Source organism: Devosia sp. (assembly GCF_035944845.1).
Taxonomy (GTDB): Bacteria; Pseudomonadota; Alphaproteobacteria; order Rhizobiales; family Devosiaceae; genus Devosia_A.
The window spans coordinates 1-25,206 of sequence record NZ_DASZAW010000109.1 but is presented as its reverse complement, the minus strand read 5'-3'; the positions used below and the strand labels follow the sequence as shown (position 1 = coordinate 25,206).

Annotated in this window: 28 protein-coding genes; 24 read left to right on the top strand and 4 right to left on the bottom strand. The window is 65.0% G+C overall.

Annotation, left to right across the window (positions count from 1 at the left end; genetic code table 11):
- Positions 1-29: 29 nt before the first annotated feature.
- Positions 30-641: an NUDIX domain-containing protein gene (locus VGV07_RS21285; RefSeq protein ID WP_326870744.1), complete on the bottom strand. Its 612-nt coding sequence runs from the start codon at positions 639-641 to the stop codon at positions 30-32.
- Positions 642-796: 155 nt separating this feature from the next.
- On the opposite strand from VGV07_RS21285, the gene VGV07_RS21280 reads away from it, so the two are divergent.
- The 20 genes from VGV07_RS21280 to VGV07_RS21185 all read left to right on the top strand — a co-directional run bounded on the left by VGV07_RS21280 (position 797) and on the right by VGV07_RS21185 (position 17,690).
- Positions 797-1,021: a hypothetical protein gene (locus VGV07_RS21280; RefSeq protein ID WP_326870743.1), complete on the top strand. Its 225-nt coding sequence runs from the start codon at positions 797-799 to the stop codon at positions 1,019-1,021.
- Between the two features lie 144 nt (positions 1,022-1,165).
- Positions 1,166-1,552: a succinate dehydrogenase, cytochrome b556 subunit gene (sdhC, locus tag VGV07_RS21275; RefSeq protein ID WP_326870742.1), complete on the top strand. Its 387-nt coding sequence runs from the start codon at positions 1,166-1,168 to the stop codon at positions 1,550-1,552.
- Positions 1,549-1,944: a succinate dehydrogenase, hydrophobic membrane anchor protein gene (gene sdhD / locus VGV07_RS21270; RefSeq protein ID WP_326870741.1), complete on the top strand. Its 396-nt coding sequence runs from the start codon at positions 1,549-1,551 to the stop codon at positions 1,942-1,944. Before sdhC ends, sdhD begins: the two co-directional genes overlap by 4 nt.
- A gap of 5 nt (positions 1,945-1,949) precedes the next feature.
- On the top strand, positions 1,950-3,758 hold the full coding sequence (sdhA, locus tag VGV07_RS21265) for a succinate dehydrogenase flavoprotein subunit (protein ID WP_326870740.1): 1,809 nt from the start codon (positions 1,950-1,952) through the stop codon (positions 3,756-3,758).
- A gap of 46 nt (positions 3,759-3,804) precedes the next feature.
- Entirely contained in the window at positions 3,805-4,050 is a 246-nt protein-coding gene (locus tag VGV07_RS21260; RefSeq protein WP_326870739.1) for a FitA-like ribbon-helix-helix domain-containing protein, read from the top strand.
- On the top strand, positions 4,047-4,472 hold the full coding sequence (locus VGV07_RS21255) for a type II toxin-antitoxin system VapC family toxin (RefSeq protein ID WP_326870738.1): 426 nt from the start codon (positions 4,047-4,049) through the stop codon (positions 4,470-4,472). Before VGV07_RS21260 ends, VGV07_RS21255 begins: the two co-directional genes overlap by 4 nt.
- Positions 4,469-4,897, top strand: a complete 429-nt coding sequence (locus VGV07_RS21250; protein ID WP_326870737.1) for a DUF3052 domain-containing protein — start codon at positions 4,469-4,471, stop codon at positions 4,895-4,897. Before VGV07_RS21255 ends, VGV07_RS21250 begins: the two co-directional genes overlap by 4 nt.
- A 17-nt stretch (positions 4,898-4,914) precedes the next feature.
- Positions 4,915-5,205, top strand: a complete 291-nt coding sequence (locus VGV07_RS21245) for a hypothetical protein (protein WP_326870736.1) — start codon at positions 4,915-4,917, stop codon at positions 5,203-5,205.
- Positions 5,206-5,215: 10 nt separating this feature from the next.
- Complete coding sequence (locus VGV07_RS21240) at positions 5,216-5,548, top strand: hypothetical protein (protein ID WP_326870735.1); 333 nt, start codon at positions 5,216-5,218, stop codon at positions 5,546-5,548.
- Between the two features lie 4 nt (positions 5,549-5,552).
- Entirely contained in the window at positions 5,553-6,335 is a 783-nt protein-coding gene (locus tag VGV07_RS21235; protein WP_326870734.1) for a succinate dehydrogenase iron-sulfur subunit, read from the top strand.
- A gap of 23 nt (positions 6,336-6,358) precedes the next feature.
- Entirely contained in the window at positions 6,359-6,592 is a 234-nt protein-coding gene (locus VGV07_RS21230) for a hypothetical protein (protein WP_326870733.1), read from the top strand.
- Positions 6,593-6,921: 329 nt separating this feature from the next.
- Complete coding sequence (locus VGV07_RS21225; protein ID WP_326870732.1) at positions 6,922-7,458, top strand: AprI/Inh family metalloprotease inhibitor; 537 nt, start codon at positions 6,922-6,924, stop codon at positions 7,456-7,458.
- 70 nt (positions 7,459-7,528) lie between these two features.
- On the top strand, positions 7,529-8,668 hold the full coding sequence (gene zapE / locus VGV07_RS21220; protein ID WP_326870731.1) for a cell division protein ZapE: 1,140 nt from the start codon (positions 7,529-7,531) through the stop codon (positions 8,666-8,668).
- A 126-nt stretch (positions 8,669-8,794) separates the two neighbouring features.
- Positions 8,795-9,757: a malate dehydrogenase gene (gene mdh / locus VGV07_RS21215; RefSeq protein ID WP_326870730.1), complete on the top strand. Its 963-nt coding sequence runs from the start codon at positions 8,795-8,797 to the stop codon at positions 9,755-9,757.
- A gap of 17 nt (positions 9,758-9,774) precedes the next feature.
- A complete protein-coding gene (locus tag VGV07_RS21210; protein ID WP_326870729.1) occupies positions 9,775-10,332 on the top strand; it encodes a hypothetical protein in 558 nt (185 codons plus the stop codon).
- A 37-nt stretch (positions 10,333-10,369) separates the two neighbouring features.
- The gene (gene sucC / locus VGV07_RS21205) at positions 10,370-11,566 is read left to right on the top strand and encodes an ADP-forming succinate--CoA ligase subunit beta (RefSeq protein ID WP_326870728.1); all 1,197 of its coding nucleotides are present in this window, start codon (positions 10,370-10,372) and stop codon (positions 11,564-11,566) included.
- 14 nt (positions 11,567-11,580) lie between these two features.
- Positions 11,581-12,489, top strand: a complete 909-nt coding sequence (gene sucD, locus VGV07_RS21200; protein ID WP_326870727.1) for a succinate--CoA ligase subunit alpha — start codon at positions 11,581-11,583, stop codon at positions 12,487-12,489.
- Between the two features lie 217 nt (positions 12,490-12,706).
- The gene (locus VGV07_RS21195) at positions 12,707-15,703 is read left to right on the top strand and encodes a 2-oxoglutarate dehydrogenase E1 component (RefSeq protein ID WP_326870726.1); all 2,997 of its coding nucleotides are present in this window, start codon (positions 12,707-12,709) and stop codon (positions 15,701-15,703) included.
- Between the two features lie 45 nt (positions 15,704-15,748).
- Entirely contained in the window at positions 15,749-17,146 is a 1,398-nt protein-coding gene (gene odhB / locus VGV07_RS21190; protein ID WP_326870725.1) for a 2-oxoglutarate dehydrogenase complex dihydrolipoyllysine-residue succinyltransferase, read from the top strand.
- A gap of 109 nt (positions 17,147-17,255) precedes the next feature.
- Positions 17,256-17,690 (top strand): hypothetical protein, encoded by a 435-nt coding sequence (locus VGV07_RS21185; protein ID WP_326870724.1) that lies wholly within the window; start codon positions 17,256-17,258, stop codon positions 17,688-17,690.
- A 90-nt stretch (positions 17,691-17,780) separates the two neighbouring features.
- Here the strand turns inward: VGV07_RS21185 and VGV07_RS21180 are convergent, their stop codons facing one another.
- Together VGV07_RS21180 and VGV07_RS21175 are read right to left on the bottom strand one after the other, a co-directional pair.
- The gene (locus VGV07_RS21180; protein ID WP_326870723.1) at positions 17,781-18,764 is read right to left on the bottom strand and encodes a DMT family transporter; all 984 of its coding nucleotides are present in this window, start codon (positions 18,762-18,764) and stop codon (positions 17,781-17,783) included.
- A 453-nt stretch (positions 18,765-19,217) separates the two neighbouring features.
- Complete coding sequence (locus tag VGV07_RS21175; protein WP_326870722.1) at positions 19,218-20,144, bottom strand: tyrosine recombinase XerC; 927 nt, start codon at positions 20,142-20,144, stop codon at positions 19,218-19,220.
- Between the two features lie 147 nt (positions 20,145-20,291).
- On the opposite strand from VGV07_RS21175, the gene VGV07_RS21170 reads away from it, so the two are divergent.
- Together VGV07_RS21170 and VGV07_RS21165 are read left to right on the top strand one after the other, a co-directional pair.
- Positions 20,292-20,612 (top strand): hypothetical protein, encoded by a 321-nt coding sequence (locus tag VGV07_RS21170; protein WP_326870721.1) that lies wholly within the window; start codon positions 20,292-20,294, stop codon positions 20,610-20,612.
- A gap of 71 nt (positions 20,613-20,683) precedes the next feature.
- A complete protein-coding gene (locus tag VGV07_RS21165) occupies positions 20,684-21,349 on the top strand; it encodes a L,D-transpeptidase (RefSeq protein WP_326870720.1) in 666 nt (221 codons plus the stop codon).
- Between the two features lie 193 nt (positions 21,350-21,542).
- Here VGV07_RS21165 and VGV07_RS21160 read toward each other — a convergent pair whose 3' ends face one another.
- Positions 21,543-22,025 (bottom strand): VOC family protein, encoded by a 483-nt coding sequence (locus VGV07_RS21160; protein WP_326870719.1) that lies wholly within the window; start codon positions 22,023-22,025, stop codon positions 21,543-21,545.
- Positions 22,026-22,152: 127 nt separating this feature from the next.
- On the opposite strand from VGV07_RS21160, the gene VGV07_RS21155 reads away from it, so the two are divergent.
- Positions 22,153-24,321, top strand: a complete 2,169-nt coding sequence (locus VGV07_RS21155; RefSeq protein ID WP_326870718.1) for a primosomal protein N' — start codon at positions 22,153-22,155, stop codon at positions 24,319-24,321.
- A 270-nt stretch (positions 24,322-24,591) separates the two neighbouring features.
- A complete protein-coding gene (locus VGV07_RS21150) occupies positions 24,592-25,152 on the top strand; it encodes a F0F1 ATP synthase subunit delta (protein ID WP_326870717.1) in 561 nt (186 codons plus the stop codon).
- Positions 25,153-25,206: the final 54 nt, after the last annotated feature.

Sequence of the window (25,206 nt, the reverse complement as noted above, 5' to 3'; positions counted from 1 at the left end):
AATGACCCAGTGAGAAGTAGCACGACCCCTCAAATTATCCCCTTCAACCGCACGTGCTGCAGCAGCATGATGGTTTTGGCGTCGGCGATTTCGCCTGATGCGATCATTTCGAGCGCGGCGTCGATGCCGAGTTCCAGCACTTCGATGTCCTCGCCTTCATCTTCGAGGCCGCCGCCAGCAGAGACTTTCGAGTCCGCGTCGTATTCGGCGAGGAACAGCGAGAGTTTTTCGGTGACCGAGCCGGGGCTCATGTAGGCGCTCAGCACCAGCTCGACGTCATGGACGCGGTAGCCGGACTCTTCTTCGGCTTCCTTCTTCGCCGTGGTCACCGGGTGGTCGCCATCGAGTTTGCCGGCGACGACTTCTATCAGCCAGCCCGGGTCGCCACGCGTACCCAGGTCGCCACGCGTACCCGGCTCGCCGTGGGCGAAAACCGGGAAGCGGAACTGGCGGGTGAGGATGACGGTGCGCCGGGCGCGGTTGTAGAGCAGCACCCCGGCGCCATCGCCGCGATCGTAGGTTTCGCGGACCTGGCGCTGCCATTCGCCATTGCGGCGTTTGAGCTCGATGGTGGTCTTCTTTACCAGCCCCCAGTTGTTGGAGAGCACTTCTTCGCCCAGCACCCGCACTTTCTCGTTCACGTCATTTCTCCTTCGGGAACCGGCACACAGATCATGCGTTGCTGAACCGATTGTGAATAGCGGCTTCAGCACAGGGCCAACCAGAGCCAGCTAGAAGTCTCCTCAAGCAGCGGAAATCTCGAACACAGAGATCGCCCGCAACAAGGACGAAAGAGATGGGCAGACTCGCAGCAGGAACCGTCATTGCACTCGCGATGCTCGCGATGAATGGCAACCTGGTGCGGGATGTCCTGGCCGAAGACAGCCAGAGGCTGATCGCTTCGACCACGCTTTCGTCCGCCACCCCGGTGGTGTCCGGACCCAGCAGCGAGCGAGTGCTGAGCCTGTTGCTCACACTCGAAGCGCTGCGGGCCGCGCCGCAGGTGCTCGCCACCAAGTGATGCGCTCAGCGCATGGCGGCACTAAAGTGCAATGCTGCGCATAAGCAGAGCCTTTGACCTCCGCGCAAAGCGCCGCTAGAAGTCTCGAACCATTCCAAACTGGAGCGCCCGGCCTTCTCCCGGCGGGCGAGGCGCGAGACTAGCATGGCTCCTTTTTCACGGCCGCTTTCCCCGCATCTTTCGATCTACCGCTTTACCCTGACCATGACGATGTCGATCGTGCACCGCGCGACCGGCATAGCGCTCTATGGCGGCACCCTGCTGCTGGTGCTGTGGCTGGTGGGCGCGGCGATCGGCGGCGGGTTCTTCGAGTTCGTCACCTGGCTGTTCGGCATGTGGCTGGGGCAGCTGGTGCTGTTCGGCTACACCTGGGTGCTGTTCCACCACATGTTCGGCGGTATCAGGCATTTCGTCTGGGATACGGCGAAGGCCATGGACCCGGCGGGCCGCGAGCTGGCGGTACGGATCCAGCTCGGGGCTTCGATCCTCGTGACGCTGATCGTCTGGGCAATCTTCGTGTGGTTCAAATGAGCGTTCTCGGCAAACCCACGCGGGCGCAGATCCAGAACCCGGCGACCCGTTACGGCCGAGCCAAGGCCTCGACGCGGCACTTCATCACCCAGCGCATCACCGGCGCGATCAACATCGTGTTCTCGCTCTTCATCATCTGGTTCGTGGTGAGCCTCGCCGGCCGGGCGCCGGCCGAGATGATCGAGCTCGCGCGCAACCCGTTCGTCGCGATCGGGCTGGCGCTGCTGGTGGTCAACGTCTCGATCCATATGCGCAACGGCATGCGCGACACCGTCGAGGATTACTTCGACAAGGGCGAACATGGCTGGGCGATGCTCGCCAACAACCTGTTCGTCGGTTTCTTCTTCGTGGTGGCGCTGGGCGCCATCGCCAAGCTCGTCTTCTGGGGTTAAGCCGCATGGCCGCTTACGAGATCATCGACCACGAATTCGACGTGGTCATCGTCGGGGCTGGCGGCGCCGGGTTGCGCGCGACGCTCGGCATGGCCGAGCAGGGGCTCAACACCGCCTGCATCACCAAGGTATTCCCTACCCGGTCGCACACAGTGGCGGCACAGGGCGGCATCGCCGCGTCGCTGGGCAATATGGGCCCCGACAGCTGGCAGTGGCACATGTACGACACCGTCAAGGGGTCGGACTGGCTGGGCGACAACGACGCCATGGAATACCTGGCGCGCGAGGCGCCGGCGGCGATCTACGAGCTCGAGCACTACGGCGTGCCATTCTCGCGCACCGAAAAGGGGACGATCTATCAGCGGCCGTTCGGCGGCCACATGACCGAATTCGGCGACGGCCCGCCGGTGCAGCGCACCTGCGCCGCAGCCGATCGCACCGGCCACGCCATCCTCCACACGCTCTATGGCCAATCGCTCAGGAACAACGCGCAGTTCTTCATCGAGTATTTCGCGCTCGACCTGATCATGGGCGCCGATGGCTCGTGCCAGGGCGTAGTGGCCTGGAAGCTCGATGACGGCACGCTGCATCGCTTCCGCGCCAAGCTGGTCGTGCTGGCGACCGGCGGCTATGGCCGGGCATATTTCTCGGCGACCTCGGCCCATACCTGCACCGGCGACGGCAACGGCATGGTGGCGCGAGCCGGGCTGCCACTGCAGGACATGGAGTTCGTGCAGTTCCACCCCACCGGCGTCTACGGCGCGGGCGTCCTCATCACCGAGGGGGCGCGCGGCGAGGGCGGTTATCTCACCAATTCCGAGGGCGAGCGGTTCATGGAGCGCTATGCCCCCAACGCCAAGGACCTGGCGAGCCGCGACGTGGTTTCGCGCTGCATGACTATCGAAATCCGCGAGGGCCGCGGCGTCGGACCGAAGAAGGATCACATCTTCCTCCACCTCGACCATCTCGATCCCAAGGTGCTGCACGAGCGTCTGCCGGGCATCACGGAATCGGCAAAGATCTTTGCCGGCGTCGACCTGACGCGCGAGCCGATCCCGGTGCTGCCGACGGTGCACTACAATATGGGCGGCATCCCCGCGAACTATCACGGCGAGGTGCTGAACCCGACCGAAGGCGATCCGGACCGCGTGGTGCCGGGGCTGATGGCGGCGGGCGAAGCGGCCTGCGCCTCGGTGCATGGCGCCAATCGGCTCGGCTCGAACTCGCTCACCGACCTCGTGGTGTTCGGGAGGGCAGCGGCCCTCAGGGCAGCCAAGGTGGTGGACAAGGGTTCGATGGTGCCGGCGATCCGCGCGTCGGAAGACGAGCGCATCCTCGCCCGCTTCGACCGGCTGCGGCACGCCAACGGCGCTTCGCCGACGGCTGAGGTGCGCGACAGGATGCAGCGTATCATGCAGGAAGACGCCGCGGTGTTCCGCACCTCGGAATCGCTGAAGTCGGGCGTCGAGCGCATCACTGCCCTCTACGGCGAACTTGGCGATCTCAAGGTTTCCGATCGTTCGATGATCTGGAACTCGGATCTGGTGGAAACGCTGGAGCTCGAGAACCTGATGGCCTGCGCCGCGACCACGGTAGTCTCCGCCGAAGCCCGGCACGAAAGCCGCGGCGCCCACGCGCACGAGGACTATCCGAACCGCGACGACGTCGAGTGGCGCAAACACACGCTGAGCTGGATCAATGATGCGGGCAAAGTGGACCTCGGCTACCGCCCGGTGCATGTCGACCCGCTGACACCGGAAAGCGAGGGCGGGATTTCGCTGAAGAAGATCGCGCCGAAGGCCCGGGTGTATTGAGGCTTTACGGTCTTGTATGATCGGCGAACCGATCATGGAGGCGGAAATGGACGACAAACTGACGGTCGATCTGGACCGCGAAACGATGGAGGCGTTGAGCCGCCAGGCGGAAGCGCATGGTCACGGCGTAGACGCCGAGGCGCGTGAGATCCTGAAGCGCAACGTCGGTTCTGGGTCCTCGGGGGATCGGCAGGCAATTATCGCCGAGTTTCGCAGGATACGCGCCATGACGCCGCCAGGGGTAAAGCAAACCAGCTCGGTGCAGCTGATCAGGGAAGATCGAGACCGGTGATCGTCGTTGATGCCTCGGTGGCACTGCAGTGGATTGCTCCAGAGGCTGATGGTCAGTCGGAAGCCGAATCCGTTCTCGTTGTGCGAGACCTACACGCCCCCGACCTGCTGCTCGTCGAAGTGGCCAACGCGCTGCGCAAGAAAGTGGCGCTCGGCGAGGTGAAGGAGGATCAAGCGTTCGCTGGGTTGCGACGGATCGGCGAGGTGCTGAACGTAGCCACGGTCACCGCCGACCTCAGCTACCGTGCCCTTGAGTTGGCAATAGAAATCGGACACCCGGTCTATGACTGTGTCTACCTGGCGCTGGCGGAATCGCTCGACGCAACTATTGCCACACGGGACATAGAGCTCACGAAGCGCTTCGCCCGTGCAGGGTATGCTCATCGGCTGGAAGCGTTGCCGGTGGGCGGGACTTCGTCATGAGCGCAACCCCCGGCTATTCGGGCACGCCGTTGCCGCAGAAGCTGGGGCTCAAGGATGGGCAGCGCGCGCTGTTTGTCGGCTTGCCGGATGAGCTTGGGGAGCTGAAGACGGCGCGGGATTTTGTCGAAGTTCGTGACGCCGGGTGGGACAACTGGCGCGGCGGCACCGGCTGGGATTTCATCCACGGCTTCACCGCATCGCGCGGCGTGCTCGAGGATAATGCGCGGGCGCTGATGCAGGCGATCACGCGTGATGGGGTGATCTGGATCTCGTGGCCGAAGAAGGCGTCGAGGGTCGCAACCGATATCACCGAGGATGTGATCCGCGAGGTGGTGCTGCCGATCGGCCTGGTCGATATCAAGGTGGCCGCGGTCAGCGACATCTGGTCGGGGTTGAAACTGATGATCCGCAAACAATTGCGGTGAGTGAAACGGGGCGAATGATGAAGCGGGTATTGGTGGCGCTGGCAGCGCTGGGGCTGATGGCGGGCGGGGCGCAGGCGGCAGCGCCGAGCGAGGCGCAGAAGGCCGATTTCTACAAGACCTGCATGGGCATCGCGCAGGACGATGCGCTCTGTTCGTGCAAGGCCGATGCGGCGATGACGCTGATCGACAGCGAGTTCATGGCGATGGTGATCGCCTCGATGAAGGGCAAGTCGCCGCCGGAAGGCCAGTACTCGGCGTATAACACCTACGTGGCCAAATCGAACCAGATCTGCAAGCCGAACTACTGAGGTATCGCCGATGTCGCTGCTGTCAAAGAAAGCTATCGGATTGGTCGCCGGCGCGTTTGCGACACTCTGGCTCACCGGTTGCGGGGGGCTGTCGGCGGATGCGCAGGTGGTGGCCGATGCCTGCTCGAAGGTGCCGGGCGCCACGGCGGAAAGCTGCCAGTGCTACGCCAAGGAATTGTCGAGTAAACTGAAGCCGGAGCTGATGAAGCTCGCGACGTATGCCCAGACCGACCCGGGCAAGCTGTTCGATCCCGCGGTGATCGGCAATGTGAGCGCCAATGACGTGATGGCGGTGACCAACACCTCCGCGGCGGCGCTGAAGACGTGCAAAGTTGTAGGGTAAGACCATGGTTGCACTGACGCTCCCCAAAAACTCCAAGATCATGCCGGGCAAGACCTGGCCGAAGCCCGCCGGGGCAACGCGGCTCAAGGAATATCGGGTGTACCGGTACGATCCGGACAGCGGCGAGAACCCACGTCTCGACACCTATTTCGTCGATCTCGACGATTGCGGTCCGATGGTGCTGGACGGGCTGTTGTGGATCAAGAACAAGGTCGATCCGACGCTGACGCTGCGCCGTTCGTGCCGCGAAGGCATCTGCGGCTCGTGCTCGATGAATATCGGCGGCGCCAACACGCTCGCCTGCACCAAGGGCATGGACGATTTCGCCGGCCATATCAGCGTCTATCCGCTGCCGCATATGCCTGTCATCAAGGACCTGGTGCCGGACCTCACCACCTTCTACGACCAGCATCGCTCGATCGAGCCGTGGCTCAAAACCACGACGCCGACGCCGGAAAAGGAGTGGCTGCAGAGCCGGGACGACCGCGCCAAGCTGGATGGCCTCTACGAGTGTATCCTGTGCGCCTGCTGCTCGACCTCGTGCCCCTCCTACTGGTGGAACGGCGAGAAGTATCTCGGGCCGGCCGTGCTGCTGCAGGCCTATCGCTGGCTGATCGACAGCCGCGACGAGGCGACCGAGGAGCGGCTCGACAACCTCGAGGATCCGTTCAAGCTCTATCGCTGCCATACCATCATGAATTGCGCCAAGGTCTGCCCCAAGGGGCTCAACCCGGCCAAGGCAATCGCCGAGATCAAACAGATGATGGTGACGCGCGAGTTCGCCTGAAGGCGAAGCTCAAGTCAGGGAGTTTGCATAAGCTGTTCGAAACCGTCGCCGAAATCGAGGATCCGTCCGTCGCCCGCGTGCTGATCGCAGCGCTGAAGGCGCATGGCTTTCATCCGAGGGAAGGCGGCGAGCACGGCCTGCCCGGACTCGCCGGCGTTTACGGGCCCAAGGGTATCCCGATCGAGCTGCCGGAAGAGGAAGCCGCGGATGGCAAGATCCTCACCGAGGCGCTCGTGGCGGAGATGGTGAAGCGCTGACTGAGGCAGACGGCCCCTCCCATCCTCCCCCACAAGGGGGGAGGTGCTCCGCCGGTGCGCGGGGCACGATCGAGAATATCGAGAACAGAGTCCTGGCTCACCTCCCCTATGGAAGGCCAGCCCCACTCCCTAACTCCGCCACATTGATCGCCGCATAGGAAAGCGGGGCCTTGGCGGTTGACGGGTTTGCCTTTGACGCTGTATCGCCGGTCACCAATTCTTAACCATCTGGCGGAGCAGGGCCGATGATGAGTTCGAGACGCGCTGGCGTTTCCATGGCTGTGGCAGGTGCTTTGGCGCTCGTTGTGAGCGGCTGCGCCTCGAGCGGCGTGACCACGAGCAGCATCGCCTCGAGTGAGACCATCACCCCGATCCAGAACTCGTCGGTGGCGAGCTCGGACCTCAATGCCTTGCCGGGCAGCACGGTGCAGCAGGCCTCGCTGGCGCAGCCGGCGCCGCTGATCCCGGGCGGCCAACCGGCGCCGGGCCAACTTGGGCAGCCGGCACAGGTCGCCAATGCCGATGGTTCGTTCACCACGCTCGGCTCGGTGCCGCAGGCCTCGGGGCGTGATCTCACCACCGGCTTGACGGTCGAAAAGCTGCTGGGCGGCTGGACCGTGGTGTCGGGCGCCGAGCAGTGCAAGCTCAATCTCACCCAGACGGCGAAATCCGGAACCTCGCGCTATCGCGCTTCGACGCCGGGCTGCGGGCTCAACGGGCTGAAGGTGGTGGCGAGCTGGCAACTGGTGGGCAACCAGGTGCAACTGTTCGACGAGAATGGCGACATCGTCGCCTCGCTGATCCTCAGCGGCAGCCAGTTCATCGGCACCCTGGCAGGTGGCCAGGGCATCACGATGGTCGGCTGACTTGGCCAGAAGCTGTTCTGGTCGCGCGCTCGAAGCGCCAAAGCGATATCGCTTTGGCTGAGCACGCTCGATGAGGCGGGGGCACGCCAGCACACCAGTAACCGACAGACTGAGCGCGCTGACCAAGGCTGGCGCGCTCACTCCCGATCCATTGCAGTTCAAGGCTGCAGCAGCGCTCGATCGCGTGGCTGCCGAACTCGCGATACACAACGCTTCGCGCGGCTTTCTCAGCGGGTGGTTCGGCGGACCGGCACCGGTGCGTGGGGCCTATCTCGTCGGGCAGGTCGGGCGCGGCAAGACCATGCTGATGGACCTGTTCTACGGGCTGGCGCCTACGACCAAGAAGCGGCGGGTGCATTTCCATGAGTTCATGGACGAAATGCATGAGGCGATTGCGGCGTTCCGCAAATCCAGCAAGGGCAAATCCGAGACTGCCGATCCGGTCGCGGCGGTAGTGAAGCCGCTGCTCGAGGAGGTGCGGCTGCTTTGCCTCGACGAGTTCCAGGTGCAGGACATCACCAATGCCATGCTGCTGGGACGGCTGTTCGACAGGCTGTTCGCTGCCGGGGTGACGATCGTTGCGACCTCCAACACCCGGCCGGACGATCTCTATGAGAACGGCCTCAACCGGCAGCTGGTGCTGCCGTTCATCGCCGAGTTGAAGCAGCATGCCGAAATCGTCGAGCTCGACGGGCCGACCGATTATCGGCGGCTGAAGTTCGAAGGCGAGGCCGTGTACCAGTTCGGTGTCGGGCCCGAGGTGGACGCGGCGATGGACCGGCTGTGGCTGAAACTCACCGGTGGGGTGCCGGGCGAGCCGGCGGAACTCCATTCGCTCGGCCGCACCATTCCGGTGCCGCGGGCGGCGATGGGCGCGGCGCGCTTTACGTTCACCCAATTGTGCGAGCAGCCGCTGGGGGCGCGGGACTATCTGAAGCTCAGCCATGCGTACGACGCCGTGATGATCGACCATGTGCCGCAGTTCGACCGTCTGCGCTCGAATGCCGCCAAGCGCTTCATACTGCTCGTCGATACGCTCTATGATCGCGGCGCCAAGCTCGCCGCGAGCTTTGCCGTGCCGCTCGACGAACTGGGACAGGACGACAAGACCAAAGCCGAGTTTGCGCGCTGCGTGTCGCGGCTGATCGAGATGCAGTCGGCCGACTATCTCGGCGCGCCGCACCGAGGTGAAGCGGTTCAACCAGCCTAGACCATGGGCAAGCCATGCAATCCCTGCAGATCGGGCCGTTAGGACCTACGGCTGACTTGCCCCCGTCACCCTCTAGGGTTAATAGGGGCGCGCAATTTCCAGCATAAGCAAAACGGGGTTCGGTGGATGGCGCGCAAGAAGATCGCTCTGATCGGTGCGGGACAGATTGGCGGCACTTTGGCGCTGCTTGCAGCAACCAAAGAACTGGGCGATGTGATCCTGTTCGACGTGGTCGACGGCGTACCGCAGGGCAAGGCCCTGGATCTCAGCCAGTCCGGCCCGGTCGAAGGCTTCAATTCGACGCTCAAGGGCACTTCCGAATATAAGGACATCGTCGGCGCCGACGTGGTGATCGTCACCGCCGGCGTGCCGCGCAAGCCCGGCATGAGCCGCGACGATCTGCTCGAGATCAACCTCAAGGTGATGGAGCAGGTGGGCGCCGGTATCGCCAAATACGCGCCGGACGCTTTCGTCATCTGCATCACCAACCCGCTCGACGCGATGGTCTGGGCGCTGCAGAAGTTCAGCGGCCTGCCGGCCAACCGCGTGGTCGGCATGGCGGGCGTCCTCGACTCGGCGCGCTTCCGCCACTTCATCGCCGATGAACTCAAGGTTTCGGTGCAGGATGTCACGGCGTTCGTGCTCGGCGGCCATGGCGACACCATGGTGCCGCTGCCGCGCTACTCGACCGTTGGCGGCATTCCGCTCCCCGACATCGTCAAGATGGGTTGGATGAGCAAGGAAAAGCTCGAGCAGATCATCCAGCGCACCCGTGACGGCGGCGCCGAGATCGTTGGGCTGCTGAAGACCGGGTCGGCCTTCTACGCCCCCGCCGCCTCGGCGATCGAAATGGCCGAGAGCTACCTGAAGGACAAGAAGCGCATCCTCCCCTGCGCCGCCTTTCTCAAGGGCGAATACGGCGTCAAGGGCACCTATGTCGGCGTGCCGGTGCTGATCGGCGCGGGTGGCGCCGAAAAGATCGTCGAGATCTCGCTGTCGGGCTCGGAACAGAAGGCGTTCGACAAGTCAGTCGCCGCGGTGAACGGCCTCGTCGACGCTTGCAAGAAGATCGCGCCGAAGCTCGCGTAACTGGCAAGGGGGACGCCGTGCGCGCCCACCGGACTTTCCTGACCCTGGTGACCCTGCTCGCCGCAGCCGCGGCGAGTCCTGCATGGGCGCAGAGCTCCTACACCACGCTCGATCTCGAGGCGTGTGAGGTGCTGAAGGTGTACGAGGAAGGCGGGGGAGCGGACCTCCGCTGCGACGGCCATGGCGGGTTCGATGTGTTCGTCTCGGAAGGCGATGCCCGGATGGACGTCGATTTCGGCGTCCGCAACGCGGCATTCGAGACCTTCTCGGCCTTCAACAGTGTCGGCAGGACGATCGAGTGGCTGGACGATGAGGATGGCGTGCAGGCTGCCATTCTCCGCTTCCTTATCGATGTCGACGGCCGCAAGGCCGAAGCGCTGGTGGTCAGCAAGGTCGGAGTCCCCGATGCGCCGGGTTGTGTCGTTGCGGTGGTCGACGCAGCGGCCGAGCAGGCCAACGGCACGGCCCGCGGGCTCGGTGTCATGGCGAAGTTCTTCGACTGCGACAGCGACAGAATCGTGATCGTCCCGGGAGCTCGGGCTCTCGTCGCCGATTTCAGCGGAGCCAACCAGTGATGGTGGCGAACCGCGTATTGGGTACAGGAGAATTCAGGTGAACATCCACGAACACCAGGCCAAGGCGCTGCTGAAGACCTACGGGTTGCCCGTGGCCGACGGGGTGGCGATCTTCACGCCGCACGAGGCGGAAGCCGCGGCGCTGGAGCTGCCCGGACCGCTCTATGTGGTGAAGTCGCAGATCCATGCCGGCGGTCGCGGCAAGGGCAAGTTCAAGGAACTGCCCGCCGATGCCAAGGGCGGTGTACGACTGGCGAAATCCGCGGCGGAAGTTGCCGCCAATGCCAAGGAAATGCTGGGCAATACGCTGGTGACCAAGCAGACCGGCCCCAACGGCAAGCAGGTCAACCGGCTCTATATCGAAGACGGCGCCGACATCGCGCGCGAGCTCTACTGCTCGCTTCTGGTCGACCGGTCCACCGGCCGGGTGTCGTTCGTGGTTTCGACCGAAGGCGGCGTGGACATCGAAGCGGTGGCGCATGACACGCCGGAAAAGATCATCGCGGTCGATATCGACCCGACGGTCGGTGTCACTGCCAAGGACGTGGCCGAGATCGTTGCGGCGCTCAAGCTCGACGGTTCGGCTGCCGAGGACGCCAAGTCGGTGTTCCCGGCGCTCTACAAGGCGTTCGTCGAGACCGACATGTCGCTGCTCGAAGTGAACCCGCTGATCGTCATGGCCAACGGGCACCTCAGGGTGCTCGACGCCAAGGTGAGCTTCGATAACAACGCTTCGTTCCGGCATGCTGAGCTGGCGCCGCTGCGCGACCTCACCGAAGAGGACGCCAAGGAAATCGAGGCGTCGAAGTTCGACCTCGCCTATGTGGCGCTCGACGGCAATATCGGCTGCATGGTCAACGGCGCCGGCCTTGCCATGGCGACGATGGACATCATCAAGCTCTATGGCGCCGAGCCTGCCAACTTCCTCGACGTGGGCGGCGGCGCCAGCAAGGAGAAGGTGACGGCAGCCTTCAAGATCATCACCGCCGACCCGGCCGTCAAAGGCATCCTGGTCAACATCTTCGGTGGCATCATGCGCTGCGATATCATCGCCGAAGGCGTGATTGCGGCGGTGAAGGAAGTCGGCCTCAAGGTGCCGCTGGTGGTGCGCCTCGAAGGCACCAACGTCAAGGAAGGCAAAGCCATCCTCAACTCATCCGGCCTCGACGTGATCTCGGCCGACGACCTCGACGACGCGGCGCAGAAGATCGTCGCCGCCGTAAAGACCCGCTGAGCCAGGAAGAAGCAATGTCGATTCTCGTCAACAAAGACACTCGCGTTCTGGTGCAGGGGCTGACCGGCAAGACCGGCACGTTCCATACCGAGCAGGCGCTGGCCTATTATGGCACCAAGATGGTGGGTGGCGTGAACCCCAAGAAGGCCGGCGAAGTCTGGACCTCGGGGCTCGATGCCTCGGCGACGCTGCCGGTGTTCGCAACGGTCGCCGAAGGCAAGGAGCGCACCGGCGCCACGGCTTCGGTGGTCTATGTGCCGCCGCCGGGCGCCGCCGACGCCATCATCGAGGCGATCGATGCCGAGATCCCGCTGATCGTCTGCATCACCGAGGGCATTCCGGTGCTCGACATGGTGCGGGTGAAGGCGCGGCTCGACAAATCGAAGTCGCGGCTGCTCGGCCCCAACTGCCCTGGTGTGCTGACGCCGGAAGAATGCAAGATCGGCATCATGCCGGGCTCGATCTTCTCCAAGGGCTCGGTGGGCATTGTTTCGCGCTCCGGCACGCTTACCTATGAGGCGGTGTTCCAGACCACCAATGCCGGGCTCGGCCAGACCACTGCGGTCGGCATCGGCGGCGATCCGGTCAAGGGCACCGAGTTCATCGATATGCTCGAAATGTTCCTCGCCGACGAAGCCACCAAATCCATCATCATGATCGGCGAAATCGGCGGTTCCGCCGAGGAAGACGCCGCACAGTTCCTGATCGACGAAGCCAAGCGCGGCCGCAAGAAGCCGATGGCCGGCTTCATTGCCGGACGCACCGCTCCGGCCGGCCGGACCATGGGCCATGCCGGCGCCGTGATCTCGGGCGGCAAGGGCGGCGCCGAGGACAAGATCTCGGCGATGGAACGGGCGGGCATAAAGGTGTCGCAGTCGCCTGCGAGGATTGGCCAAACCCTAGCCGACGTACTAAAAGGCTGAGGCGAGGGGTTGGTGCGAAGAACGCGCCTTCGAACCGGAAAAGCCTGCAACTTTTCCTGAAGGCGCTATGCGGAATGACGGGGCGCGGGCAGTTACCCGCGCCTTAACGTCAAACAAAGAAGTTGCGGGCAGTTTGGCCCGTGACAACACAGGGCCCGGTCGAGCAATCCCGGGCGTTTGAGAAGGATGGCGGGGTTCACGCCTCGCGACGCTGGACATGACCCGACAAGAAAAGAACGAACAGTTCTTGCTCTCTTCTTTCCTTTATGGCGGCAACGCCGACTACATCGAAGGGCTGTATGCCCGCTACAAGGCCGATCCGGCCTCGATCGATCCGACCTGGGCGTCGTATTTCGATCGGCTCGAGGATGCTCCCGCCGACATCGACAAGAATGCCGAAGGACCAAGCTGGCAGCGCCGGGATTGGCCGCAGGCCGCCAATGGCGAGCTGGTGTCGGCGCTCGACGGCAACTGGGGCGAGATCCAGGTCAAGGTGCAGAAGGCGGTGGTCGAAAAGGCCAAGGTCGCCGGCGCCCCGGCGCCGACCGCCATCGACGTGCTGCAGGCAACGCGCGATTCGATCCACGCCATCATGATGATCCGCGCCTATCGCATGCGCGGGCACCTGCATGCCGATCTCGACCCGTTGAAGATGAAGGCCGATGAGCCGGCGCCGGAGCTCGAGCCCGCCGCCTACGGCTTCACCGAGGCCGACTACGACCGCAAGATCTTCATCGACAACTATCTGGGCCTCGAGTACGCGACGGTTCCCCAGATGCTGGAGATCCTGAAGCGGACCTATTGCTCGACCGTCGGCGTCGAGTTCATGCACATCTCCGATCCCGAAGCCAAGCAGTGGATCCAGGAGCGCATGGAAGGGCCGGACAAGGAGATCAAGTTCACGCCCGAGGGCAAGAAGGCGATCCTCAACAAGCTGGTCGAAGCCGAGGGGTTCGAGAAGTTCCTCGACGTCAAGTTCACCGGCACCAAGCGCTTCGGTCTTGATGGTTCGGAAGCGCTGATCCCGGCACTCGAGCAGATCATCAAGCGCGGCGGCTCGCTCGGCGTGAAGGATATCGTGCTCGGCATGGCGCATCGCGGCCGGCTGAACGTCCTCACCCAGGTGCTGGCCAAGCCGCACCGGGCGCTGTTCCACGAGTTCAAGGGCGGGGCCTTCTACCCCGAGGAAGTCGAAGGCTCGGGCGACGTGAAGTATCACCTTGGTGCTTCGGCGGACCGCGAGTTCGACGGCAACAACGTGCACCTGTCGCTGACCGCCAACCCGTCGCACCTCGAGATCGTCGATCCGGTGGTCCTGGGTAAGGCGCGCGCCAAGCAGGACCAGCGTTCGGCGGTCGACGGGCGCTTCCTCGCCGACACGCGCCAGACCGATCGTTCGGTGGTGCTGCCGCTGCTGCTGCATGGCGATGCGGCGTTTGCCGGCCAGGGCGTGATTGCCGAGTGCCTGGGGCTTTCGGGCCTCAAGGGGCACCGCACCGGTGGTTCGATCCACGTGGTGATCAACAACCAGATCGGCTTCACCACGGCGCCGATGTATTCGCGCTCTTCGCCGTATCCGACCGATGTCGCCAAGATGATCGAGGCGCCGGTGTTTCACGTCAACGGCGATGATCCGGAAGCGGTGGTCTACGTGGCCAAGGTCGCGACCGAGTTCCGGCAGCGCTTCGGCCGCCCGGTGGTGATCGACATCTTCTGTTATCGCCGCTTCGGCCATAACGAAGGCGACGAGCCGAGCTTCACCCAGCCGCTGATGTATTCCAAGATCCGCAGCCACGAGACGACGCTCGATATCTATTCGAAGCGCCTCGCCGCCGAAGGCGTGCTTTCGATCGACGAGGTCGACAAGATGAAGGCCGACTGGCGGGCGCATCTCGAGCGTGAGTTCGAGGCCGGCCAGGATTTCCGCCCCAACAAGACCGACTGGCTCGATGGCGTGTGGAAGGACCTGAAGCGCGCCGACGTCGAGGGCCCGCGCCGCGGCGATACCGGCGTCGACCTGCCGGATCTGGTGAAGCTGGGCACGCGGCTGACGGCGGTGCCGGCCGGGTTCAACGCCCACAAGACCGTGAAGCGGTTCATGGACAACCGGCTCGCGGCGATCGAGTCGGGCGAAGGCATCGACTGGGCCACCGGCGAAGCGCTGGCGTTCGCGACCCTGCTCGAAGAGGGCCATCCGGTCCGCCTGTCGGGCCAGGACGTCGAGCGCGGCACCTTCAGCCAGCGCCACTCGGTGCTGAGCGACCAGGAACGCGACGGCGAAACCTATACGCCGCTCAACAACATCGCCGACCAGCAGGCGCGCTACGAGGTCATCAACTCGATGCTCTCGGAAGAGGCGGTGCTCGGCTTCGAGTACGGCTATTCGCTGGCCGAACCGAAGACGCTGACGCTGTGGGAAGCGCAGTTCGGCGACTTCGCCAACGGCGCGCAGGTGGTGGTCGACCAGTTCATCTCGTCGGGCGAGCGCAAGTGGTTCCGCATGAGCGGCCTCGTGATGCTGTTGCCGCATGGCTATGAGGGGCAGGGGCCGGAGCACTCGTCGGCCCGCCTCGAGCGCTATCTGCAAAGCTGCGCCGAAGACAATATGCAGGTCGCCAACTGCACCACGCCGGCCAACTACTTCCACATCCTGCGCCGACAGATGAAGCGCGACTTCCGCAAGCCGCTCGTGCTCATGACGCCCAAGTCGCTGCTGCGCCACAAGAAGGCGGTGTCGGGCCTGGTCGAGTTCGGGCCGGAATCGACGTTCCATCGCCTGCTGTGGGACGATGCGGAAGCGCCGGGCGTGCCCAAGACGACGATCAAGCTGGCGCCGGACGACGAGATCCGCAAGGTGATCCTCTGCACCGGCAAGGTCTACTACGACCTGCTCGAGGACCGCGAGAAGCGCGGCATCAACGACGTGTACCTGCTCCGTCTCGAGCAGCTCTATCCGTTCCCCGCCAAGGCGTTGCTCGACGAACTCAACCGGTTCAAGAACGCCGAGATCGTCTGGTGCCAGGAAGAGCCCAAGAACATGGGCGCCTGGGCGTTCGTGCAGCCCTATATCGACTGGGTGATGGACCAGATGGGGCGTCCGGGCGACCGGCCGCATTATGTCGGCCGCGCCGCCTCGGCGGCGACGGCGACCGGTCTGATGCGGACGCACCTGCAGCAATTGCAGGCCTTCCTCGAAGAAGCGTTCGCCAAGTAGTATCAATCGCCTCGAAGCGGCGGCAAGAACTGAAGGACCAAACTGATGGCGACTGACATCCGGGTGCCCACGCTGGGCGAGAGCGTCACCGAGGCGACGATCGGCCAGTGGTTCAAGAAGGTGGGCGACAGCGTCGCCGCCGATGAACCGGTGGTGGAACTCGAGACCGACAAGGTGACCATCGAGGTGCCGGCCCCGGCGGCCGGCGTGCTCGAGACGATCACCGCCAACCCGGGCGATACGGTCAATGTCGGGGCGCTGATCGGGGCGATCGCCGCCGCCGGAGCCGCAGTGGCGGCTGCAGCGCCCGCCGCCGCCCCGAAGCCCGCCGAGATCCCGCAGCCGGCGGCGGTTGCCGCCGAGCCGGCGCCCAAGGCCGCCAACGGCAATGGCGCCGCGGTGCCGCCGGCGCCCAGCGCCCAGAAGCTGATGGCCGAGGCGGGGCTGACCGATGCCGATGTCAGCGGCTCGGGCCGTCGTGGCCAGATCCTCAAGGAAGACGTGCTGGCGGCCGCTGCAAAGCCCGCGGCTGCTCCGGCTGTGTCGGTTGCCGCGACCCCTGCGCCTACGCCTACCCCGCAGCCGGCTCCGGCTCCGGCTCCGGCTCCGGCTGCAGCGCCCAAGCCGGCTGCGGTTGCACCTGCGCCGGTCGCTCCGGCTCCTGCTCCCGCAGCGAAGACTGCCGAGCCGGCTCCGGCTCCAGTGCCGGCGCAGCCGCGCGGTCCGGTGAACGCCAACGACGATGGGCGCGAGGAGCGGGTCAAGATGACCCGCCTGCGCCAGACCATCGCCCGGCGGCTGAAGGAAGCGCAGAACACTGCCGCCATGCTCACCACCTTCAACGAGGTGGACATGAAGCCGGTGATGGATCTCAGGAATTCCTACAAGGAGCTGTTCGAGAAAAAGCACGGCGTGAAGCTCGGCTTCATGGGCTTTTTCACCAAGGCGGTGACGCACGCGCTGAAGGAAATCCCGGCGGTCAATGCCGAGATCGATGGCGATGACCTGGTGTACAAGAACTACGCCCATATCGGCGTGGCCGTCGGCACCGAGAAGGGCCTCGTGGTGCCGGTGGTGCGCGATGCCGACCAGATGTCGATCGCCGAGATCGAAAAGGATATCGCCCGGCTCGGCAAGCTCGCCCGTGACGGGCAGCTTTCGATGGCCGACATGCAGGGCGGCACCTTCACCATCTCGAATGGTGGCGTCTATGGCTCGCTGATGTCGACGCCGATCCTGAATGCGCCGCAGTCGGGCATCCTCGGCATGCACAAGATCCAGGAACGGCCGGTGGTTGTCGGCGGCGAGATCGTCATCCGCCCGATGATGTACCTGGCGCTGAGCTACGACCACCGCATCGTCGATGGCAAGGAAGCGGTGACCTTCCTCGTCCGCGTCAAGGAAAGCCTCGAGGCGCCGGAGCGGCTGGTGCTGGATCTCTGATCCTGCAGTCAGCGCAAAGCTTCAGGGGCTCGCTTCGGCGAGCCCTTTTTCTTGCGGCGCTGGACAAGCTCTTGCCGGTGCCGGACAGTGGTCCGGTGGGGGACAGGTCATGAAGCTCAGAGTTTTGGCTGCAATGCTGGCGATGTTGCCACTGCCGCAGGCGGCGGCGGCGCAGGATGCGCAACAGGGCGCGCTGCAGCAGGTTTATGTGTTGTGGGGGATGATGGACGGGGCGGCGAACTTCTGCTGGGAAGCCGCCGACTACGACGTCGCCTATATGGAGGCACACCAGAACTGGCTGGCCAACAACCTCATCGTCCGCGACGAGCTCGATGCGACGCTGGCGGCTTCGGGAGCGGCGTCGAGCCTTGCCACAGATGCGGAGACGGCCGGCTCCAGCGGCATCGTCGATATTCTCAAGCAGGCGACCAATCCCGAGGAAGCGTGCGGCAACTGGCTCAATGCCACGGTGGCCGGTGAGTATGACGCCGAGGTTTACATGGCACAGCAGTTGGGACTGCTGCGCGAGCGGGATGGGATGTAGCAGTTGGCGATGGACCCCCACCCCCTCGCCACAAGGGGGAGGGGAGCCCACGGCCGGTGCGAGCGCCCAGATCGATCGCCACGCTGCTAGCTACGCCGTGCTTTCCTCGAGCACCTTCACCTTGGGCTTTTCCTTCCGCGTGAACAGGAACACTCCGCCCAGCACCAGGGCCGTGCCGATGGCATGATACGGGGTGAAGGCTTCGCCGAGGATGGAGATGGCGAGGCCGACGGTGACCACCGGTGAGACGTTGCCGATGATGGCGGTGCGCTCTGGGCCGATCAGCGCGATGGCGCCGGAGATGCAATAGGCCGGCAGGACGGTCGAGATTGTGCCGATGGCGAGCATCAGCAGGAAGCCGTTGCCGGTGACCGCGAGGTCGCCGACCGGGTGGGTGAAGAGGAAATGCGCGATCACCGCCGGTCCGGCGCCGCTCATGGCGATCGAGGTGAAGAGCTGCGGCCCGAGCTTGTCGATCAGGGGCTTGGCCATGATCTGGTAGGCGGCATAGGCGATGGCCGAACCGAACACCAAAGCGGCGCCGAGCAGCACGTTGTCGCCCTCGATCCTCAGGTCATGCCAGAAGATGACGCCGATCCCGAGATAGGAGACGAGCAGCGCGACGACCATCGGCAGGGTGATCCGGCGCTTGAAGAAGATCGCGCCGAACAGCACGACGAAGAACGGATAGGTCAAGAGGATCAGCCGGTCGAACTGCGCGGTGATGTATTCGAGCGCCGAAAAATCGAGATAGCTCGCGACGTAGTAGCCGATGACGCCGACGCCGAGGGTCTGCGCGAGGACCGGCCAGGTCAGCACCGGCGGTGCCCCGGTGGGCTGGGCGGCGAGCTTCTTGCGATAGCCGAGGATGCCGACGGTCAGGAAGATCGGCACGGCGACGATCATTCGCCAGGTCAGCGTCGTCACAGAGTCGATGCCCTCGAGCAGAGCCAGCTTGATGACGATGCCCTTGGTGGCGAAGAACGCTGCGCCGGCGAGCGCCAGCACGATGCCGGCCCAGGCAAACTGCTTGAAGCCCGGGCGAGAGATGGTAGACGCAGTCTCGGAAGACATTTGGCGGGTCCAGTTCTGGCCCTGCCATCAGATCACCGGAGAACCCGCGCCTGATGGCGGGGCCGGTGAGCAAACGAGGGTCAAACAGCCGTCGCGTCCCGGTCCCCGGAGGGGATGAGGCAGACTTTGCCAATAATTAGGATGCAAACGGTCATGAGCGGATAGGTACGCTCGGGCGCTGCGGCTGTAAAGTGGGCGGTTGGGTGAACGGTGCGTTCGGTGGGAAGTAAGCACTGCGCCCTCCGGATTCTTCTCCCCGTCGGGGTCGCGGGACGAGGGCATAGCCCCCGCCCGGAGGTGGCGCGTAGCGCCGGATGAGGGGAAAGCCACGATCTCTGTGATCGACCGAGGGCGCGTGAGGCAGGCGAACTGCCCATCACCCCTCACCCGTCTCGGCCTACGGCCGATCCACCCTCTCTCCGACGGGGAGAGGAACAGAGTCTGCCAAGCCGCTCAGGCCCGCGGATGCGCCGCCCGATAGCTTTCGAGCAGCCGCTCGGTATCAACCGCCGTATAGATCTGGGTGGTCGAGAGCGAGGCGTGGCCGAGCAGTTCCTGGATGGCGCGCAGGTCGCCGCCTTTGCCGAGCAGGTGGGTGGCAAAGCTGTGGCGGAGGGCGTGCGGGGTTGCCGATGGCGGCAGGCCGAGGGCGCCGCGCAACTGCTGCATGCGCAACTGGATCAGCCGGGGCGACAGCGGGCCGCCTTTCTTGCCACGGAAGATCGGCTCATCCGGCCCGGGATGAAACGGGGTGAGGCCGAGATAGGTGTCGATGGCCTGCCGCACCGGGGCGATCAACGGCACAAGGCGGGTCTTGCCACCCTTGCCGGTGACGCGCAGGGCGCTGGCTTCGAGATCGGCGCGGCTGACGCCAAGGGCTTCGGAGATGCGCAGGCCGGCGCCGTAGCAGAGCGAGATCACCGCCATGTCGCGGGCAGCCACCCATGGGGTATCCTCGAGTTCGTCGGTGGTGGTGATGGTGGCCTTGGCTTCGAGCACGGTCAGCGCCTTGGGCAGCGAACGCGGCTGTTTTGGGGTGCGGACCGTGTTGAGGGCTTCGCTGGCGAGAATGCCCTCGCGCTCCAGATAGCCGAAGAAACTCTTGATGGCGCTGAGCGCCCGGGCCAGCGAGCGTGAGCCAAGGCTCTCATTGCGGCGGGCGGCGAGAAAGGCGCGGATATCGGCGGCGCGAAGGTCGCGAAGGGTGGCGAGACTGACCTCGCCGCCGGTATGGGCGCTGAGGAAAGTGACGAACTGGCCGAGGTCGCGCAGATAGGCCTCGAGCGTCAATGGCGCGAGGCGCCTGATGGCGCCGAGATCGCGCTGCCAGTTGGCGATATGGGCGGCAAGGCCGGCGTCGGCGAACAGGGCGTGAGACATGCGCGGTAGCCTGCACGGCGGCGGTTAGGATTCGGCAAACGAAGAGTGTTGCAGATGAGCAACGCGGGTTTGCCGAACCCCCGGTTACCCAACACGCGGGCGTGAGGGGCCCTTTGCCTGCCTTATTTCGCGGGCTATGCGGGCGACATGCATCGGTTCATTGCCATATTGACGCTTTGCGTCGCGCTGCTCGCGCTGTTGAGCCCCAGTTTTGCGGCTGGGGTCTGCATCGCCAATAGCGGGTTGCCGACGCTGGGCGCCAGCCACGATGGTGGGGCAGCGCATCTGCCGAACCCCTGCGAGATGCAGGGCGGCAAGCGGGTGATGCCAGCGCAGCCCGAACTCAGCCGGCGCGTCGTCGAACTGCCGCGGGCCACCGTGGCGCAATGGGCCCTGGGCCTCGCCGACCAGCCGATGCGGCAAGGTCGGTCGCCGCTCGCGGAACTGCCTCCGCCTCGGCTGGGCTGAAGCCCCCTGACACTGCCCTGTTCCTGACAACGCGGCCCTCCTCCTCCCGGCCGCCAATCGAGATATTTGACATGACTGACCTGATCATCGGCCGCCGGGCGCTGCTCGCCGGGGCGGCGAGCTTTGCGGCCCTCGCCCTCGCTGGCTGCGCCACCTCCGGCGCCCCTCGCCTCGATACTGAAACCAGGCGTATTCCGGACGACGTGCTCGCCATGTATGCGGCGCGACCCGAAGAGCGCTTCCCGATTCCGGCGGCGCGCATGGATCTGATCGAACCGCAGTTCTGGCGGCAGATCGTCGACGATCCGACGGGCGAGCGCCCGGGCACGGTGGTGGTCGATACGGCACACCGCTTCCTTTACCTCGTGCAGGAGAACGGCAAGGCGATGCGCTATGGCGTCGGTATCGGCCGCGACGGCTTTACCTGGTCGGGGCGCGGCGTGATCCAGTACAAGCGCGAATGGCCGACCTGGACGCCGCCGAGCGAAATGATCGACCGGCAGCCCGAGCTAGAGCCCTATCGCCGTGGCATGGCGCCAAGCCTCGAAAATCCGCTGGGCGCGCGGGCGCTCTACATCTTCAAGGATGGGCGCGACACTATCTACCGGCTGCACGGTGCGACCGACGAGCGGACTATCGGCAAGGCGATTTCGTCGGGCTGCGTGCGGCTGCTCAACCAGGACGTGATCGATCTCTACCAGCGGGTGCCGAGTGGCTCGCCGATTCTGGTGATGTGAGGTTGGTTTCCGGCGGCGGTGGTCCAGGTGTTCCCTCATAAACGGTGTCACCCCGGCGAAGGCCGGGGGCCATCCTGAGGTCTCTGCGTCTATCGTGCCGTTGGCGAAATCTCAGGATGGGCCCCGGCCTGCGCCGGGATGACACCGCGTTTGGGGCGCTGTCGGTGGCAGGCTGCAGGAAAGCCGCGTCGGCCTAGTGCTTCAGCGCTTCGGCCAATGAGTGCTGCACATAGGCCATGGGTTCGGACCATCTTGGGTCGCCCCAGCGTTGCTGCATTTCGGCTTCCGAGACCTCCTCGACGCGCTGCTGCAGCCACCAGATATTGCCGAGCGGGTCGCGGACGCGGGCGACGCGATCGCCGAAGGCGAGCAGGGTCGGCTTGGTGACCTCGGTAGCGCCGGCTTCGAGCGCCCTCGCGAAGCCCTTGCGCGCATCCTGGACGTAGAGCCGGATGAAGGCGGGCATCGGGGCCATGCCCGGGGGCGCATCGAAGGCCATCACCACGGCATCGCCGATACGGATTTCGGCGTGACCGATGCTGCCATCGGGGTTGGGCGTGCGGCCCAGTTCGACCCCGTCGAAAGCGGCGATGAGAAAATCGATCAGTTGCGGAGTGTCGGTGGAAATGATCCACGGCGTGACGGTGGTGTAGCCTTCGGGAATCGTGCTGGGCATGGGACGCTCCTCATGGTGATGGGCACGGGTAAATGAACCGAGACTGCTGACAGAACGCGGCAGCAGCCTAAGAGTTTGGCGAAGGCACTTGCAATTCCCATCTCAGCCGTGAACAAAGCGAGCACAGATGGAAAAGTCCCCCGACATCGTGGCGGTGATGGTGAGCGTGTCGGTCGACGGGCCGTACAGCTATCGCGTGCCCTATGGCATGGAGGTACAGCGCGGCTCGATCGTCGCGGTGCCGCTGGTCGGCCGACCGACGCTTGGCGTGGTCTGGGGGCTGCCCAAGGACAATTACGCGCATAACCGGCTGAAGGACATCGCGCAGGTTTTCGACACCCCGCCGCTCAGCGAAGAGCTGTTGAAGACGGTCGACTGGGTGTCGAAATACACGCTGGCGGCGCCGGGGCTGGTGCTGCGCAGTGTGTTGCGCTCGACCGAGGCACTGGAGCCGGAGCGGCCGATCGCGGCGTTCCGGCTGACCGGAGTGGAGCCCGACAAACGCACCAAATCGCGCGAGAAAGTGCTCGAGCTGCTGATGGATGGCGAGGCCCGCGCCAAGGCGGCGATCATCGGCGAGGCCGGGGTCTCGGCCTCGGTGGTGGAGGGGCTGGAGAAGGCCGGGGCGCTCGAGCGGGTCGAGATGGCGCCGCCACCGATCGCGCTGCTGCCTGATCCGGAGGCGGCGCCACCGACGCTGAGCGACGAGCAGGCCGCGGCATTGGCGCAGATCCGCGAGATCGACGTCAACGGTTTCGGGGTGGCGCTGCTCGACGGGGTGACCGGCGGCGGCAAGACCGAAGTCTTCTTCGAGGCGGTGGCCGATACGCTGAGGGCCGGGCGGCAGGCGCTGGTGCTGCTGCCCGAGATTGCGCTGACCTCGACTTTCGTCGAGCGGTTCACCAGGCGCTTCGGCACGAGGCCGGCCGAGTGGCACTCGGACATGACGCCGGCGCAGCGGGCGCGCACCTGGCGCTCGGTGCTGAACGGCGATGTCAGGGTGGTGCTGGGCGCACGCTCGGCGCTGTTCCTGCCGTTCCGTGAGCTGGGGCTGGTGGTGCTCGACGAGGAGCATGACGGGGCGTTCAAGCAATATGACGGGGTGAACTATCACGCCCGCGACATGGCGGTGGTGCGGGCCCGCTTCGCCGAGGCGCGGGTGATCCTCAGTTCGGCGACCCCATCGGTGGAGAGCCGGAACAATGCCAACCAGGGGCGTTACAAGCATGTGGTGCTGACCTCGCGCTTCGCCGCTGCGGAAATGCCCGACATCGCGCCGATCGACATGCGCGAGGAGCCGCCCGAGAAGGGGCAGTGGATCGCCCCGAAGCTGGCGCGCGAGGTGTTTGCGACGCTCGATCGGGGCGAGCAGGCGCTGCTGTTCCTGAACCGGCGCGGTTATGCGCCGCTGACGCTCTGCAAAGCCTGCGGGCACCAGTACCAGTGTCCGGATTGCTCGGCCTGGCTGGTCGAGCATCGCTTCCGCGGCGTCTTGATGTGCCACCATTGCGGGCATGAGCAGCGGGTACCCAAGGCGTGCAATGAGTGCGGCGCAGTCGACTCGCTGACGCCCATCGGGCCGGGGATCGAGCGCGTGGCGGAGGAAGCGGCAGAGCGCTTTCCGGGTGCGCGGATGGTGATCCTGAGTTCCGACATGGGCTCGAACCAGCAGCTGAGGGAGCGCTTTGCCGAGATCGAGCGCGGCGAGTATGACCTGGTGGTGGGCACGCAGCTGGTGGCCAAGGGCCACCACTTCGAGAAGCTGACCCTGGTCGGAGTGCTCGATGCCGATCTCGGGCTCGATCGTGGCGATCCGCGAGCGGCGGAGCGCACCTTCCAGATCCTGACCCAGGTGACGGGGCGCGCCGGGCGCGCCAACCGGGCAGGAAAAGCGTTCCTCCAGACCTATCATCCCGACCATCCGGTGATGAAGGCGATGATCAAGGGGGATCGCGAGGCGTTCTACAGGCATGAACTGCTGGCGCGCGAAGCCGGTGGGCTGCCGCCGTTCGGGCGGCTCGCGGCGCTGATCGTCTCGGCCAACGAGCACGACCCGGCCTTCGCTTACGCCAAGCAGCTGCTGAGCGTCGCGCCGCTGGCGGAAGGGCTGAAACTGTTCGGCCCGGCCGACGCGCCGATCTCGATGATCCGCGGCCGGCACCGGGTGCGGCTGCTGGCGCAGTCGGGCAAGGATTTCGACCTGAGCGGCTATGTGCGGTTCTGGCTGGAGCAGGCGCCGAAGACGACGGGCAATCTGCGGGTGCAGGTGGATATCGACCCGCAGAGCTTTCTGTGACGAAAATGCCCTGAGCGGGCGCCAGAGCTCGCCGGCCGGTCGGGTGCGACACCGGATTCGCAGACGAGTCCAAACGACGGCCCGCCCCTGCGACAAAACTCCCTGAAAGACTCGTGTTCCGGTGCCTTGCGGGTGCCGATCTCGCATGTTAGAGGGGGCGCGAAATCCGGGGGGCTATCCGCCTTTCCCGGCGAACAATCATAAGCGAAAGCAGCCTCCGGCGCCTCCATCGGCCGGGTTCGGGTTGCGCAGCACGAGGGTGACGGGGCATTGGCAGCGCAGAATTCAGTGCTTACCCAGATCGCGCGGCCGTATGCGTCGGCGCTCTACGATCTCGCCGAAGCCGACGGTTCCGTCGCGGCGGTCGAGCAGGGGCTGGTGAACCTGCTGGCCCTTTCTGAACAAAGTCCGGATTTTGCCCGGTTCCTTCGCTCCCCGGTGATCAACACCGAAGAGAAGGCGCAGGCCATCCATGCCGTGCTGGAGCGCGCCAAGGCGCACACCACGGTGGGCAATTTCGTGAAGGTCGTGGCCCGTAACGGTCGGCTGTTCGCCCTGCCGGCGATCATCCAGGCGTTCCGCGAACGCGCTGCCGGCGCCCGTGGTGAAATCAGTGCCGACGTGACCTCGGCGACGCCGCTCAGCGCGGCCCAGGTCAAGACGCTGGCCGATACGCTCAAGGCGAAGATCGGCAAGTCCGTCACGCTCAACCAACATGTCGATCCCAGCCTGATCGGTGGCCTTGTGGTCAAGGTCGGTAGCCAGATGATCGACAGCTCACTCAAAACCAAGCTCACGGCGATGAAGATCGCGATGAAAGAGGTCGGATAATGGATATCAAAGCCGCGGAAATCTCTGCGATCCTCAAGGAGCAGATTCAGAACT

What these genes read in the sequence shown, in the direction of transcription:
- VGV07_RS21280 (WP_326870743.1), top strand. Translation starts at nt 797, where the DNA reads ATGGGCAGACTCGCAGCAGGAACCGTCATTGCACTCGCGATGCTCGCG.
- sdhC (WP_326870742.1), top strand. Translation starts at nt 1,166, where the DNA reads ATGGCTCCTTTTTCACGGCCGCTTTCCCCGCATCTTTCGATCTACCGC.
- sdhD (WP_326870741.1), top strand. Translation starts at nt 1,549, where the DNA reads ATGAGCGTTCTCGGCAAACCCACGCGGGCGCAGATCCAGAACCCGGCG.
- sdhA (WP_326870740.1), top strand. Translation starts at nt 1,950, where the DNA reads ATGGCCGCTTACGAGATCATCGACCACGAATTCGACGTGGTCATCGTC.
- VGV07_RS21260 (WP_326870739.1), top strand. Translation starts at nt 3,805, where the DNA reads ATGGACGACAAACTGACGGTCGATCTGGACCGCGAAACGATGGAGGCG.
- VGV07_RS21250 (WP_326870737.1), top strand. Translation starts at nt 4,469, where the DNA reads ATGAGCGCAACCCCCGGCTATTCGGGCACGCCGTTGCCGCAGAAGCTG.
- VGV07_RS21245 (WP_326870736.1), top strand. Translation starts at nt 4,915, where the DNA reads ATGAAGCGGGTATTGGTGGCGCTGGCAGCGCTGGGGCTGATGGCGGGC.
- VGV07_RS21240 (WP_326870735.1), top strand. Translation starts at nt 5,216, where the DNA reads ATGTCGCTGCTGTCAAAGAAAGCTATCGGATTGGTCGCCGGCGCGTTT.
- VGV07_RS21235 (WP_326870734.1), top strand. Translation starts at nt 5,553, where the DNA reads ATGGTTGCACTGACGCTCCCCAAAAACTCCAAGATCATGCCGGGCAAG.
- zapE (WP_326870731.1), top strand. Translation starts at nt 7,529, where the DNA reads ATGAGGCGGGGGCACGCCAGCACACCAGTAACCGACAGACTGAGCGCG.
- mdh (WP_326870730.1), top strand. Translation starts at nt 8,795, where the DNA reads ATGGCGCGCAAGAAGATCGCTCTGATCGGTGCGGGACAGATTGGCGGC.
- sucD (WP_326870727.1), top strand. Translation starts at nt 11,581, where the DNA reads ATGTCGATTCTCGTCAACAAAGACACTCGCGTTCTGGTGCAGGGGCTG.
- VGV07_RS21195 (WP_326870726.1), top strand. Translation starts at nt 12,707, where the DNA reads ATGACCCGACAAGAAAAGAACGAACAGTTCTTGCTCTCTTCTTTCCTT.
- odhB (WP_326870725.1), top strand. Translation starts at nt 15,749, where the DNA reads ATGGCGACTGACATCCGGGTGCCCACGCTGGGCGAGAGCGTCACCGAG.
- VGV07_RS21185 (WP_326870724.1), top strand. Translation starts at nt 17,256, where the DNA reads ATGAAGCTCAGAGTTTTGGCTGCAATGCTGGCGATGTTGCCACTGCCG.
- VGV07_RS21180 (WP_326870723.1), bottom strand. Translation starts at nt 18,764, where the DNA reads ATGTCTTCCGAGACTGCGTCTACCATCTCTCGCCCGGGCTTCAAGCAG.
- VGV07_RS21175 (WP_326870722.1), bottom strand. Translation starts at nt 20,144, where the DNA reads ATGTCTCACGCCCTGTTCGCCGACGCCGGCCTTGCCGCCCATATCGCC.
- VGV07_RS21170 (WP_326870721.1), top strand. Translation starts at nt 20,292, where the DNA reads ATGCATCGGTTCATTGCCATATTGACGCTTTGCGTCGCGCTGCTCGCG.
- VGV07_RS21165 (WP_326870720.1), top strand. Translation starts at nt 20,684, where the DNA reads ATGACTGACCTGATCATCGGCCGCCGGGCGCTGCTCGCCGGGGCGGCG.
- VGV07_RS21160 (WP_326870719.1), bottom strand. Translation starts at nt 22,025, where the DNA reads ATGCCCAGCACGATTCCCGAAGGCTACACCACCGTCACGCCGTGGATC.
- VGV07_RS21155 (WP_326870718.1), top strand. Translation starts at nt 22,153, where the DNA reads ATGGAAAAGTCCCCCGACATCGTGGCGGTGATGGTGAGCGTGTCGGTC.